At 47.7% G+C, this 14,888-nt stretch carries 11 protein-coding genes; 5 read left to right on the top strand and 6 right to left on the bottom strand.

From position 1 onward, the window contains the following. Positions 1–292: 292 nt before the first annotated feature. Together ilvG and MY523_RS18465 are read left to right on the top strand one after the other, a co-directional pair. A complete protein-coding gene (gene ilvG / locus MY523_RS18470; protein WP_250656148.1) occupies positions 293–2,068 on the top strand; it encodes an acetolactate synthase 2 catalytic subunit in 1,776 nt (591 codons plus the stop codon). Beyond that, positions 2,065–2,424 (top strand): ACT domain-containing protein, encoded by a 360-nt coding sequence (locus MY523_RS18465; protein WP_250656147.1) that lies wholly within the window; start codon positions 2,065–2,067, stop codon positions 2,422–2,424. Before ilvG ends, MY523_RS18465 begins: the two co-directional genes overlap by 4 nt. 158 nt (positions 2,425–2,582) lie before the next feature. Here MY523_RS18465 and MY523_RS18460 read toward each other — a convergent pair whose 3' ends face one another. Further along, positions 2,583–3,137, bottom strand: coding sequence for a DUF924 family protein (locus MY523_RS18460; protein ID WP_250656146.1), 555 nt, complete (start codon positions 3,135–3,137; stop codon positions 2,583–2,585). Between the two features lie 117 nt (positions 3,138–3,254). Then, positions 3,255–4,265: a phospholipase A gene (locus tag MY523_RS18455; RefSeq protein ID WP_250656145.1), complete on the bottom strand. Its 1,011-nt coding sequence runs from the start codon at positions 4,263–4,265 to the stop codon at positions 3,255–3,257. Positions 4,266–4,459: 194 nt separating this feature from the next. Here MY523_RS18455 and MY523_RS18450 point away from each other — a divergent pair, with 194 nt between their 5' ends. After that, the gene (locus MY523_RS18450; protein ID WP_250656144.1) at positions 4,460–7,465 is read left to right on the top strand and encodes a DUF748 domain-containing protein; all 3,006 of its coding nucleotides are present in this window, start codon (positions 4,460–4,462) and stop codon (positions 7,463–7,465) included. Positions 7,466–7,537: 72 nt separating this feature from the next. Here the strand turns inward: MY523_RS18450 and fghA are convergent, their stop codons facing one another. After that, positions 7,538–8,377, bottom strand: coding sequence for an S-formylglutathione hydrolase (fghA, locus tag MY523_RS18445; RefSeq protein WP_275975304.1), 840 nt, complete (start codon positions 8,375–8,377; stop codon positions 7,538–7,540). A gap of 71 nt (positions 8,378–8,448) precedes the next feature. After that, on the bottom strand, positions 8,449–9,579 hold the full coding sequence (locus tag MY523_RS18440; protein WP_250656143.1) for an S-(hydroxymethyl)glutathione dehydrogenase/class III alcohol dehydrogenase: 1,131 nt from the start codon (positions 9,577–9,579) through the stop codon (positions 8,449–8,451). 228 nt (positions 9,580–9,807) lie between these two features. On the opposite strand from MY523_RS18440, the gene MY523_RS18435 reads away from it, so the two are divergent. Further along, entirely contained in the window at positions 9,808–10,677 is an 870-nt protein-coding gene (locus MY523_RS18435) for a LysR family transcriptional regulator (protein WP_250656142.1), read from the top strand. A gap of 57 nt (positions 10,678–10,734) precedes the next feature. Here MY523_RS18435 and MY523_RS18430 read toward each other — a convergent pair whose 3' ends face one another. Next, positions 10,735–11,511 carry a substrate-binding periplasmic protein gene (locus tag MY523_RS18430; RefSeq protein WP_250656141.1) on the bottom strand — a complete coding sequence of 259 codons (777 nt, stop codon included), beginning with the start codon at positions 11,509–11,511 and terminating at the stop codon, positions 10,735–10,737. Between the two features lie 99 nt (positions 11,512–11,610). After that, the gene (locus MY523_RS18425; protein WP_250656140.1) at positions 11,611–12,309 is read right to left on the bottom strand and encodes a YfbR-like 5'-deoxynucleotidase; all 699 of its coding nucleotides are present in this window, start codon (positions 12,307–12,309) and stop codon (positions 11,611–11,613) included. Between the two features lie 187 nt (positions 12,310–12,496). On the opposite strand from MY523_RS18425, the gene MY523_RS18420 reads away from it, so the two are divergent. Next, positions 12,497–14,827 carry a molybdopterin oxidoreductase family protein gene (locus MY523_RS18420; RefSeq protein WP_250656139.1) on the top strand — a complete coding sequence of 777 codons (2,331 nt, stop codon included), beginning with the start codon at positions 12,497–12,499 and terminating at the stop codon, positions 14,825–14,827. The last annotated feature ends 61 nt before the right edge of the window (positions 14,828–14,888 follow it).

Here is a 14,888-nt window from a genome sequence, read left to right as displayed (position 1 = left end):
CAATAATAGATCAATCAGTTATTCATAGTCGGGATGCACAACGGTCATCCAAACGACTAAACAGGTAAAAATACAGAACCATGAATCGCACTATTCTGCTCGTCGTCAACGTTATCGTCCTGGTGGTCGTCGTACCACTCCGGGGGCTTTTGCGTTGCTGAGTAGATAATCGATCTATACGCATAAAACCCCCGCTCCGAAAGGATCGGGGGTTTTTTCGTTTCTGGGCGCAACAATTTTTCACTGCCAACAAGCAAACACAAACAAAATAAAGGTTACCAAGGACAACACCATGAACGGCGCAGAGAGCATCATAGAAGCATTCAAGCAGCATAAAATTGATACCATTTTCGGCTATCCAGGAGGCTGCATCATGCCCCTGTATGATGCTCTGGTCACTGCCCGTGAAGACATGCTCAACACCGTCAAGAAAGGTGCATCGAGCTCGCACGATCACTATCTGCTGCAACATATTCTATGCAGGCACGAGCAGGGCTGCGCATTGGCTGCTGATGGTTACGCCCGTGCCAGTGGTAAAATTGGTGTTTGCATTGCGACCTCAGGGCCGGGAGCAACTAACCTTATCACCGGCGTAGCCAATGCGTTTGCCGACTCTACCCCTATGCTGGTCATTACCGGGCAGGTTCCCTCCGGGCTCATTGGCACAGATGCCTTTCAGGAAACAGACATATTGGGTATGACCTTGGGCATTGTAAAACATAGCTACCTGGTCACCGAAGCCAGTGAGCTGCCCGCCATTATGGATGAGGCCATACAACTCGCTCAGCACGGCAGGCCTGGCCCTGTGTGGATTGATATCCCTAAAGATGTTCTATTAGCCCCGGTTAGCTGCGATGAAGTTTCACCAAGCCAAACCATTGACAAAACAGCCTATTCTCGGGCGGCAGCCAGCGATCAATGGCGACAAAACATCGAGCAAGCGCGAGAGCTATTAGCCGCAGCAAAAAGGCCACTGCTTTATACCGGGGGTGGTGTATCGATGGCGAATGCTGAGGGCACGCTTAGGGCATTTGTTGAGGCCACCCAAATTCCCTGTGTAGAGACACTAAAAGGGTTAGGCAACAGCGGCCGATCGTACCCGTATAATTTGGGAATGCTGGGCATGCACGGCTCCAAGGCTGCTAATTTAGCAGTTCAGGAGTGCGACCTTCTTATATCGGCGGGCGCTCGTTTCGATGACCGAGCGACCGGCAAAATTGATACCTTTGCCCCCAATGCCAAGATCATCCAAATAGAGTGTGACCCAGCCGAAACATCGAAACTAAAAGAGTGCGACCTATCATTATTGGGCAGCCTCGCTGACATTTTGCCAGCACTGGAAATGCCCCTGAACATTAAAGCGTGGCAGCAGCAGTGTTATATCAGCAAGCAGACCAACGGTTTTAGCCTGCCCGCAAACAGTGACGGCGCAGCGCCCAATGAGGCGATCAACGGCCCCGCGTTCGTTGCCATGTTGTCTCGCCTGAGTGACCGCAAAAGTATCATTAGCTGTGATGTAGGGCAGCACCAGATGTGGGTTGCCCAGCACTACCAGTTTGATCACCCCAGGCATCATTTAAGCAGTGGGGGGCTGGGCACGATGGGGTTTGGTTTACCCGCCGCCATTGGAGCGCAATTTGCCAAGCCTGATCACACGATTATCAATGTGAGCGGGGATGGCTCTTTTATGATGAACGCTCAAGAGTTAGCCACCATCAAACGGCATAAACTACCGATAAAAATAATTATTCTTGATAACCAGTGCCTTGGTATGGTGCGGCAACAACAAGAGCTGTTTTATCAAGAGCGATACAGTGAAATTGACCTTTCAGACAACCCGGATTTCCAAAAAATGGCTGATGCTTTTGACATACCATCACTCTATATCAGCCAGGCTAACCAGATGCGCCGCGGTATAGAAACACTGTTTGCCTATGACGGGCCGATGCTGCTGCATGTAAAGATAAACGCACAAGACAATGTTTGGCCGATCGTTAAACCGGGAGAAGCCAACAGTGAAATGATTGATGAAACAAGCGCCACACAACCAGAAGGAAGTGCAGCATGAATAGCTCAGCTCAACAGCCCACAAACCAGAAAAGCATAACTCAAAAAACAATAAGCACTATTCAGTGCCGTGTAACCAACACCCCAGCCATTTTGGAGCGCTTGCTAAGAACGGTCAGAGTAAGAGGTTTTATGCTAAAACAGCTAGAAATGAAAACCAACAGCCAGGGCCTGGATATTGAGCTGGAGGTGTTTGGCGAACGAAACACCTCCATGCTGATCAACCAGCTTAACAAGCTGATTGAAGTACAGAGTGCGTTTGAGATAGATAGTTCGTTTGAGATAGATAGTGCGTTTGAGGTCGACAAAGCGACAACTACCTTAAAAAGCACCGCAGCCGAGCGGATGTCAGCTTAACAACATCTGGGGCAGAGGGGAATGATACTGACTTAAGCTTGTCATCCTCGCGAACGCGGGGATCCATAGGGTTATAGACTCCGTTTCAAATGGATTCCCGCCCACCCCAGGGTGCTCTCTCTTGCTTCGCAATTCACCTTGTTGCTATTTTCCCAAACCTAAAACGACGAACCTGGCGACTCCAAAAAGTTTAACTCATCAGTGGTCGAGACCCGGCCTAATATATCATTACGGTGAGGGTAACGGCCGTATCTGTCGATAATTTCTTTATGCCGGTGTTCAAAGTGCAGGTTGTTTTCCAACCCCGGTTGATCAAACAGTTGCACGGCAACTTCATGAATCACAGGGGATTCACTATGCATGTATGGCATATAGAGAAACGGTCGTTGCTCAAGACTAAGCGCTTCATCCATCTTTAACTCAACAGCGCGCTGAGCTAACGCCAGTGCCATACCGTCGTAAGCAAAAGCAAGCGGCTGATCCCGGAACATATTACGGGAGAACTGATCAAGAACGATAATCTCTGCCAGGCACCCTTCAGCGCTACTGCGCCAGTTAAAAAGTTCTCCTTGCGCTGCCGCCTGGTGGGTCGCCGAAAAACGATCTATTATCATCTGATCAAAAGAGGGGTCTTTAACAAACCACGCTTTAGGTGTTATTTCGTTAAACCAGAAGTCAATAATCTCTGCACTATGCATTTCAATACCATCCATTTTCATACCTTTAGTCTTAGTACTGTCACTATCCGTACCGCCAACTCCTTTCGATCAGCTCTGGTACTTCGATGCCTTGCACCAACCTTGAATCCAGACAAGTGACTTATCAATAGATTAAAGAATATCCGTCAATAATACGCCTACACCAATACGCTCAATGTGATGATTATAGTCAATTAAGCTTTCACCATAGCCATTAAAGTACTGGACATATCCCTTCAGGCGCCCCCACAGGGGAAAGCTCATGCCTAGTTCAATCGCACCATAACCTTCTTCAAAGCTGTATCGGGTCATGCCTGAAAACTCAACATCTTTATAGTCATACACACCGTGCAACTCATAGTGTCCCAGATAATCACTGATATCGGGGTTGTCATCACCTTTTGGCGGCGGAGGGGTTGTTGGATCACCATCATCCACTTTCGAGTTTTCTGGAATCCGATACCAGGGTTGAAAATAGACCCCCCAATTATTTTGGGCAAACCCCACGCCGACAAAAACACGGTTCCAACTTCGGCTCAAAAACTGCGACCGGCCATTTGACTCGTGCTCAATGCCCACACGTGTCATCAGTGTGCCATTCCACGGCTGAAATGGAAATGACGCTTCATAGTAGATTTCCGGCCGGTAATTAGTCTCTCTAAAAGGCGCCGATAGATCACTATTATAGAACTGCCAAAATGACTTCAAGGTGAAGCCAAAGTAGATCGCATCATTTTCAACAAATAACTTCGAATACGTCAACGGAACCTTAAGGCTCAATTGAAGCTTGATCTCTTCATTGTTCATCGGCTCATTCAAGTCAGGGTAAAAACTCTGTTGGTAGGGGGCTTGGTTTGGGTCATCCATATAGCTATAAGCGAGGATATAGTTCTGCCGATGCGGGGTAATCACAAACGGGTTATCTTCAGTATTTTTTTCCTCAATGAACCGCTCAGGTACTTCCACCTCCGGCTCTCTCAACCGTTCGCAGTTTTCCTTCAGTGCAACTAACGATGACTCTTCACTGGCACTTTTAACACCTTCAATAATACAATCATCCACTTTGTCCGCCATGGCAACTGCCGATGTGAAAAAGCAGACCGCTCCTGCCATATAATTGGTACTAACTTTGCGCTTAATCACTCTATCGTCCTTTCTGTTAGTTTTAGTAGTTGTTACCCGCATTAATCTATAATCCATCTAATGATGATTCTGTCTCAGTCGCGTAAACTTTGGGATATACTATCTTGTTGATAGAGGCTTTTTGATCGAATTATTTTGTATTACTTCACTTTTTGTCGCCATCGATTCGTGGTTTATCGACGCAAGGAACTAACGTGCACTCAATCTCAAAAATTACTAGCCGTTATTGGTATCGCTCTCGTCTGTTTTGGCTCATATTCTTGCTTGCCACTTATGCGCTGATAGGCTTTTTGATTCTACCTAACATCATCAAAAATACGGCCATTGACCAAATAGAGCAAAACCTGGGTTGGCAAAGCAACATTGAGAGTGTCGAAGTAAACCCTTTTGCGCTTACACTCACCATTAGCAAACTAGCGATAAATGATCAGCAAAACAGCACTGTACTATCATTTGACCGGTTCCATAGTAACATTGAACTCCGTTCAATTATTGAGGGGGCGGCAACATTTTCCAGTATGGAGCTAGTTGGCCCTTATCTTAAACTGGTCATTGACGAAAGCGGCACAACTAATTTTCACAAGGCGCTGGCTGAAAACAGTCCAGCGCAGATCCCTGAAACAGAAGCCCAAAACAGTGCCTCTCCACCTAAATTACTTTTTGACAGCATTAAGGTGAATGCGGGCAAGATTGACGTAATCGACCACACTCAATCCACCCCCATTGAGCACCAGCTCACCCCCATTAGCTTTGCTTTGAACAACTTCTCGACATTTACCAACGGTGACGGAGCCTATCAATTAGATGTCGCACTTGGTACCGGCCAGCATATTGCCTGGAGTGGCAACATCGGTATTGCCCCGTTTCACTCCAGTGGCTTTCTCAAAGTTGAAGATATCAGAGCGCATCGTCTATGGGCCTATGCTCAAGCGCAGGTGCCTTATACTCTCACCCATGGGTTGATCGATATTGAGGGGCAGTATGATATTAGTATGGCTGGCAGCAGCCCTCAATTGGATGTTAGCAATGCAATCATCACTCTGGACGAGCTAAAAGTTGCCCCTCTCTCATCTGAAGACTCATTTTTAGATATAAATAAAATCTCTGTCGGGCCATTAGACTTCGATTTAGCTAAACAGAAGCTGGACATCAGCCAACTTGCTATCGATACCCTGTCTCTGAAACTTGAGCGAGACAAGCGTGGTGCACTGACACTGTTAGCCCCTTTATCAAAAACAGACCGCGCTGAAACAAATGCAGCGTCTGCTAAGTCAGATACCGAGACTACTGAGGCAGACACTGAGACTGCAACAGCTAAAACAGGTGGTAAGACCAGCCAGCCTTCGGAGTTCAAATGGTCAATTGGGGAACTGCTAATTAGCGGCAGCCAGGTCAGCCTAACCGATCTGCAACCACAAACGCCTGCCAAGATCGATATATCAAACATAAACAGTCGCTTGGCAGGTCTCAGTCAGGATATGACAAAAAAGCTGGAGTTTGACCTCACCTACTTTATTCAGGATTCCGGTAAGAGTGAAATTACCGGGCAGCTCACCCCTAACCCTCTCAACCTGAAAGCGGCTATCGACCTGGAAAGTTTGGCCCTGTCTGTTATTCAACCCTACCTTAATGAACAGGTCAGAATGACGATAGACAAAGGCGCGCTGTCAGTGGCTGGCGATCTGGCACTCGCTATTCCAGAGGGCTCTGAGGTCGTTAACGGTGGCTTCACCGGAGTGATTAATATTGACCAGTTCAATACCACCGACCAGTCAGTCAATGAACGCTTAATAGGCTGGGAGAACCTGACCATAGAACCGATTAAAGTAGGTTTTAATCCGTTTACCGTCGAAATTACCGATATTCGATTTGAGGAGCCCTATGGGCGGGTGGTAGTAACCGAAGACCGTTCGACCAACCTTGCACAGCTCGCCGTGGCTTCCGTTGACGACGTGAAAGCAACAAACACAGCCGTTGCTGGTACAAAGAACACACCTCCGAAAAAGCCGGCGGATGAAAGTGACCCTGAAGCTCAAAAACCCGTACCACTTAAAATAGATCGTATTTTATTTAACAATGGAGCCGCCTATTTTGCAGACCTATCAATTAAGCCGCCATTTGGCACCAGTATTCAAAATATTAGTGGAGAAATCAGCGGACTGTCAGCAGACAACCTTGAACGCGCCACAGTGGATGTGAAAGGCACGATTGAGGACTACGGAAAAATGCTGATTAAAGGCAAAATTAACCCGTTAAGCGGTGATCTGTATACCGACCTTGACGTTAAGTTCGACAATATTGAACTATCAACCATGACGCCGTACTCAGGGCGTTATGCAGGTTATGCCATTGATAAGGGCAAACTAAACCTCCACCTTAACTATAAAATTGCCAACAGAATGCTAAAAGGAGAGAACCGCTTAGTGCTCGACCAATTCGAACTGGGTGATACCGTCAGCAGTGAAGAGTCGGTCGACTTGCCTCTCAAATTAGCACTACCGATCTTAAGAGACCGAAATGGCGTTATCGATATAGACCTGCCAACCGAAGGTAATATGGATGACCCGGATTTTAAGATCAGCGGATTAGTGCTCAATGCCTTTACTAACGTCATCATCAAAGCTGCTACAGCCCCCTTCTCAATGATCAGCAGTCTTGTGGGAGGCAGCCCGGAATCATTGCAGTCAGTCGCCTTCGAACCCGGCAAAGCAGGTCTCACAGACGAGCAGCTCAGTAACCTTGCAAAACTATCCAATGCGCTCAAAGAACGGCCACAAATTATCCTGGAGATCAGGGCCAACGTCGATGAAGAGATTGATGGCGGAGTCATTAAGAAAACTAAACTCGATAAAAGGCTCAACATCAGCAATAACCTGTCACGAATAGAGCAACTGGAAAAGCTTGTGATTGCGCGGGCGGGACAGCAAGCGTTGGATAACGCCAAAGCGTCTACCCAAACCCAAACCGCTACCGACAGCCAAAGCTATGAAAAAGCACTCTACGATATCGCGCTAAAAACCGAGCCTGTTTCTAATCTGGAACTTAACGCACTGGCAAAGCGGCGTATCAGCAGTATAAAAACAGCGTTGATTGAACAGAATGGGGTCGCAAAAGGTCAGGTATTCGCACTGAAGCCTTCACTTGCAGGCGAGACTCGCGAGGGTAAAGTCGTTACTTCATTTAACCTGACCGCACGCTAATCAGGCTGTGATTACTGCTCAGAGCACCTGTAGGGCAATACGGGGATGGAAACATCCCCATACTGGAAGCACTCACCGAGCGAGATGAGAGGCGTGGAAACGCAGGTGATCTTCAATAAAACTGGCGATAAAGTAGTAGCTATGGTCATACCCATCATGGCGACGTAGTTCCAGTGGATAACCATTGGCGTTTACCGCCGCCTCAAGCACCTCAGGCCTTAACTGCTCAGTCAGAAAGTCATCAGCCTCTCCCTGATCCACCAACGCAGGCACTTTTTGTATTGCTTCTTGCACCAGGATGCTGGCGTCGTAGCGTCGCCAAGCGCTGGTGTCTTTACCCAAATATGCCGTAAAGGCTTTCTGGCCCCAAGGGCACTTGGAGGGGCTGCTAATTGGGCTAAAGGCCGAGACAGAACAGTATCGCTCGGGGTTTCGCAACGCAATCACCAATGCACCATGGCCACCCATTGAGTGTCCGGCAATAGCCCGCTTGCCAGAAGCCGGGAATGTCGATTCAATCAATGCAGGCAGTTCGTCAACCACATAATCGTACATCTGATAGTGGCGACTCCACGGTGCCTGGGTAGCATTGACGTAAAACCCTGCTCCCTGACCCAAATCATAGCCCTCATCATTGGCGACGTCTTCACCACGAGGGCTGGTATCTGGCGCAACAATAGCAACCCCTAACTCAGCAGCGATACGCTGAGCACCTGCTTTCTGCATAAAATTTTCATCACTGCAGGTCAGCCCTGATAACCAGTACAGTACCGGCACCTTTTCGCCACTGGAAGCTTGTGGCGGAAGATAGATAGCAAATCTCATATTACAGCGCAACGATGACGAAAAGTGGCGATATTGTTTGTGCCAACCGCCAAAGCTTTTATTACAACTCAGGCTTTCAATACCCATAACCAGACTCTCCAAACTCATTAAATCAATGCCCCGTCCACTGTCATCAGTTTCAGGAGCGGTGATGAGTATTACTTATCGAAGTGAATGACGGTACGGATGCTTTTCCCCTCATGCATCAGATCAAACGCTTCATTCACCTTTTCAAGCGCCATGGTATGGGTAATAAAATCATCTAATTTAAACTCACCAGCCATATAACGCTCTACATAGTCAGGCAATTCTGAACGCCCTTTCACACCACCAAAAGCAGAGCCCCGCCAAACCCGACCCGTTACCAATTGGAATGGCCTGGTAGATATCTCCTGACCTGCACCCGCTACACCGATAACAACCGACTCTCCCCAACCTTTATGGCAACACTCCAAAGCAGAGCGCATGACATTGACGTTACCAATACATTCAAACGAGTAGTCAACGCCGCCATCCGTTAAGTCAATAATTACCTCCTGAATGGGCTTATCATAGTTTTGCGGGTTGATGCAGTCAGTCGCCCCCAGTTTACGCGCCAAGTCAAATTTACTTTCATTAATATCGATCGCAATAATACGGCTCGCTTTCGCCATCGTCGCCCCGATGATGGCAGACAGACCAATACCTCCCAAACCAAAGATAGCCACGGTCGCACCTGCTTCAACCTTAGCGGTATTCATTACCGCCCCCATACCAGTCGTGACACCGCAACCCAACAGGCAAACTTCTTCCAATGGCGCATCAGGGTTCACTTTGGCAAGCGAAATCTCCGGTAAAACCGTGTACTCAGAGAATGTCGAGCAGCCCATGTAGTGGTAAATAGGCTGACCATCTTTTGAAAACCGTGTAGTGCCATCAGGCATCAAGCCTTTACCTTGTGTCTCACGAATCTTCTGGCACAAATTGGTTTTGCCTGATCGACAGAACTTACACTCACCGCATTCAGGGGTGTAAAGCGGAATCACGTGATCGCCAACGTTTACACTGGTTACGCCTTCACCAATAGACTCCACAATGCCACCGCCTTCATGCCCTAGAATGCATGGGAATATTCCTTCCGGATCATCACCAGACAGCGTGAAAGCATCGGTGTGACAAACACCAGTCGCAATCAACTTTACTCGAACTTCACCCTTTTGCGGAGGCATGACATCAATTGTTTCCATAGACAACGGTTGACCTGCGCCCCAGGCTACGGCCGCTTTTGATTTGATCGTTTGTGCACTCATATTGACCCTATACATTAGTTAAGCGAGTAAGAAGCTGCATCGATACAACTTCTCTATGGTTGCCATATTAACTGTTTCAATATGAATGATAATTACATCAACTTGAAAATAACTTTTTCTGTACAGTAACAATTATATTGCTTACGATGCCCAATTCATCGTGCCAATCTGCCACAAATAACGAGTGAAAACCGAATATAGCGCGGTATGCGCGCATCGTGAGGCAAGATGTTTGATTGGGAAGGCGTAAGTGAATTTGTTGCCGTCGCAGAAGCCGAAAGCTTTACCGCAGCGGCGAAAAAACTCGGCATATCAACCGCTCAGGTCAGCAGGCAAGTCAGTGCCTTGGAAGGCCGCCTGGCAACAAAGCTTTTTTATCGCACTACACGAAAAGTATCCGTAACCGAGGCTGGCAGCATTTACTATCAGCATTGCAGGCAGGTGCTTGATGGGCTGGAAGACGCTGAGCGAGCGATCACCAACCTGCAAAGTACCCCAAAAGGAAAGCTAAGCATTACCGCACCTGTCACCTACGGAGAGAACCCTATCGCGCCATTGGTCAATGACTTCGTCTCTAAATACCCAGAGCTGGAAGTAAGACTTCACCTCACCAATCAAACTCTCAACCTGATTGAAGGGGGATTCGACCTGGCCATCCGTTTAGGGAAACTGGATGACTCCACCATGATGGCGAAAAAGTTAGCCCCGCGTATTCAATACGTATGTGCGTCACCAGAATATATCGCCAAATTTGGCGCCCCACACTCATTATCTGAGCTAGAGCATCATAACTGCCTTCAAGGAACCCTTGATTACTGGCATTTTCAAGAGCAAGGCAATGTTCGCAATATCCGGGTTAGCGGCAACCTGAGATGCAACAGTGGACGTGCGCTTCTTGATGCGGCGCTAAAAGGTATAGGCATCGTTCAACTGCCTGACTATTACGTGCTGCCGTCCATCAAAAGTGGCCGCCTAATTTCGTTACTGGAAGATAATAGTGAGTCAGACGAAGCTGTTTGGGCGTTGTACCCTCATAACAGGCACCTTTCACCTAAAGTTCGCCTGCTTATAGACTATCTTGGCGAAAAACTATCTTAGTGAAGAACTGACTTAGTGAAGAACTGAAGCCAAAGGGGTCGTCGTTGACCCCTTTGGTCAATCAATATGTTTCAGCCGATAACGCTGCCTTAAGTTATCAATGGTTCCATCCGCTTCCAGCTCTGTGATAAGGCGGTTCACCTCATCAGCAGTGATTTCAGCGTTCTCTCTGACTAAAATTCGGTGCCTGTATTTCTGATCAAACTTATCAGAAACCAACAATGCCTTTTTATGCTCTGGAAACTCATTCAGGTACTGGCCTAAAAATGACCGGGTTACAACAGCCACTTCAGCCAGCTCAGGTCTGTTAATTAAGATCAGCCGGATATTTCTTAAGTGATCTGTCGAAAGGAGGATATTAAAGTGTTCAGAGAGATATTCTTCATCGGCGTTGAAGTCAGCAAACCCATAATGATAACCCAGTATGCCAACCATTCGTTTACCGGCAATATCATCAAAAAAATGTTGATCACGCTCTGGGCGATTATAGGCAATATAGACTTCGCCCCCGGTCATAAATACTTTTGACGCCTCTACCGGGTAGTCTTTCCAACCCCAGTCGATGTTCTCGAACATAATCATGTCATATCGACCTGCTTCAAAATCCATATAGCGGCGTTTTGAAGAGGTTGGATAGAACTCGAACAGGTAATCATTTTGAATTTTGTTTAACGACTCAATCAAATCAAGGGTTGCCCCTTGGCTTCGCTCAGTATTTTTGCTGTTAACAAACGGAGGGAATTCGTAACCGCCTACTTTGATGACCGTTTCCGAATACGCCATATGGGAGGTCAGGCCCAAAATAGCCAGCACTGTAGCGCGAATAACGTGCATCTGAGATCTACTCAACATCATAAACAGGGGCAACTTCTTATTTATTGTGTATGCTCTCTATACCTTATAGATTAGCATCTATTCTGCACAATGCCCGTTCTAATACTCAAATTTAATCTGCGCATCCTCTCCACCCAACAGAGCATCCAAAACATTGTTTGCCTCATGCCACTGAAATTCCGGAAACACCTTTTGGGCGCTCTCCACTTTATCTGCATACGCCTGTTTAAGTTTCATTTCGATGCTATGGGTGTGGGAGATCGGTTGATTAAAAAAGGTCTCCATTTTGTCCTCAATTTCAGCCTCCTCAAGCAATGATTGAGGTAGGGCAGAAACCAGCGCATTAACCGCTTGCTGAGCGATTTTGGCTTCGTAGTTTCCCTGGCCTTCCTGCTGAATATAGACAATGGCGTCGGCCCAGTCTGCGAGTTTCGCAATGTCTTTCAAGGGCGTTTTATCCATTTTCTGATCCAGCTTTCGAAGCGGCGGATGAATCTCGTAATCAAACTGCTTAAATACATCGGCTTTGTCTCCCAGCATCGCTTCCAGCTTGCGCTTGCTGACTGAGGGTAAGTCGCCCCCTAACAGTTCAGGCAGATCATGATTAAGACAGTAATCCACCAGAAGTATCTGCTTTTCAGCAGTATAGTACTCGGCACTTAATATACGCCTTGCTAACGCCCGGGCAATCATCGTGACCATGTAGTGGTGCTCAGCCAGATACTGCGGCCTGCCATGTTTAACACTGTTCCAGCGAACCACATGACCACTTCGAACAATATCTCTCAAACTCAACATCGTTGTTATATCCTTTATATTTCTTGCACTTGCTGGCGAACAATTATCCGTTAATGGTATCAAGCGAAACCAATAGACAAAAGCAATCGCTTAAAAAGTAACCATACGCTTTCACCTATTGAATCTAGAGCATATACTCAAAGGTGTACGTGAGCCTAAAATAATATACCGGCCTTGGGGTTTAAAGATGAATAAAAATAAGGAAATCAAAACTCACTACCGTACCTGCAACCTTTGCGAAGCAATGTGCGGCATTGAGATAAAGCATCAAGAAGGTGAAATTCTCTCAATCAAAGGTGACAAACAAGACCCCTTGAGCCATGGACATATCTGCCCCAAAGCCATTGCCCTGAAAGACCTTCATGTTGATAAAGATCGCTTAAAGCACCCGATGCAGAAAACTGAAAACGGTTGGAAACGCATTAGCTGGCAAAAAGCATTTAATTTATGCGCTGAACAGATCAAGAAAACGCAGCGCGAGTTTGGCCGCGACTCGGTTGGCGTTTACCTTGGCAACCCCTCTGTTCATAACCATGGTACGCTGCTGACGGCATTACCTTTTTTAAAGGCGCTACGCTCTAAAAAGCGCTTTTCGGCCACCTCGAATGATCAACTGCCTCATATGCTGGTCAACCTCCACTTATTTGGTCATCAGGGGCTGTTCCCAATTCCTGATATTGACCACACCGACCTGTTTATCTGCCTGGGCAGCAACCCAGTGGCGTCGAATGGCAGTTTGATGTCCGCACCGGGCATTCAAAAAAGAATAAAGGCCATCCAGGACAGGGATGGTAAAGTGGTGATCATTGACCCCAGAAAAACAGAGACGGCACACATTGCCGATGAGCATCTGTTTATCAAACCGGGCACGGACTGCCTGCTTTTACTGGCCATGCTGCAATCACTGTTCGCTGAGGGGCTCGTTGATATTGGGCGTCTGGAACGTTACTGTGACGATCAGGACTTAATCAAATCTGCCTGTGAAGATTTCACGCCGGAAAACGTGTCTGAACACACCGGCATCGCAGCGGAAACAATCAGAGAGCTGGCAAGGCGTTTAGCCACCACACCCAGAGCGGTGTTATTTGGCCGAATGGGCACGTCTACACAGGCTTTTGGCGGCGTCACTACCTGGCTAATATACCTGCTGAATATTCTCACTGGGCACCTCGATCAACGGGGTGGCATGATGTTTACCAAACCTGCGGCCGATGTTATTGAGGTGGGTGCGCTAGCCGGTCAAAAAGGGCACTTTAACCGCTATCAAAGCCGAGTGAGAGGGCTGCCTGAGTTTTCCGGTGAATTGCCAGCCAGCACCATGGCAGAGGAGATACTCACGCCTGGTGAAGGGCAGATCAGGTCAATGATCACCATCGCGGGCAACCCCGTCATATCAAGCCCCAACGGGAGAAAACTGGAAGAAGCGTTTGAAAGCCTCGACTTTATGGTATCGATTGATTTTTATCTCAATGAAACCACCTGCCATGCTAACCTGATACTGCCGCCGACCGGCCCACTTGAACACAGCCATTTTGACATTGCCTTTAACATGATCAGCGTGCGCAACACGGCCAAATACTCAGAAGCACTGTTTGAACCCGAGCCAGACACCCGACACGACTGGCAGATATTCATGGAGCTGACCCGTCGTCTGGAAGCCAAAGATCTGCGAAGCCGTGTTGAAGCGGAAGCGAAGTACCAGATTTTAAGCCGCATTGGCGCAGACGGCCTGCTAGACATACTGCTGCGCTTTGGGCCATACGGCACCCGGCTCCCGGCAACAGACCGTATTGGGTCATTCTTAAGTGAAATCAGTCAGGATCTTCTCAAACCCCACCATCCTCTGAGAAGATTACTGGCGATGGGGCCTTACGGGTCTGCTAACCGCTCACTGCAAAAAGAGCTGAGTCTCAATTCATTGGCCAGTTACCCCCACGGGATAGATCTCGGCCCTCTTCAGCCCTGTTTTCCTGAGCGCATATTCCACAAAGATCAACGAATCCCTCTTGCGCCAGACCTTTTTATCGACGACTTAACCCGGGTTCGTGAAGCGATTGATTCGATAGCGTCGGGTCACCCGTTGCTGCTGATTGGCCGTCGTCATGTGCGAAGCAATAACTCTTGGTTGCACAACAGCCACAGGCTTATCAAAGGAAAAAACAGATGCACACTGATCATACACCCGAATGATGCGAAACAGCTAAAGCTGAATGACGGTGGACTCGCTAAAGTTACCTCCAACGTCGGCAGCATCGATATTCCAGTGGAGATATCCGAGGAGATAATGCCAGGCGTGGTGAGCATTCCTCATGGGTGGGGCCATCACCGGCAGGGCACGCTATTGTCCGTTGCCGAGACAAAACCCGGTGTGAGCTTGAATGATATCACCGACGATCAACATGTGGATGCGCTATCAGGTGTATCGGTGCTAAATGGTGTGCCAGTCACAGTGAAAGCTGTACAGAGTAAGAAGAAGACGGTACGAAAGCGGAAAAAAGCGTCAGCCGAAGCCGTTTAAGCGACCAATTTTAACTGGTCAGATCTGAATGATCAGGCCTAATCCGTATAGGCCTGGTCAA

The organism is Alkalimarinus coralli (assembly GCF_023650515.1).
Taxonomy (GTDB): domain Bacteria; phylum Pseudomonadota; class Gammaproteobacteria; order Pseudomonadales; family Oleiphilaceae; genus Alkalimarinus; species Alkalimarinus coralli.
This window is presented reverse-complemented; position numbering and strand designations above follow the sequence as displayed.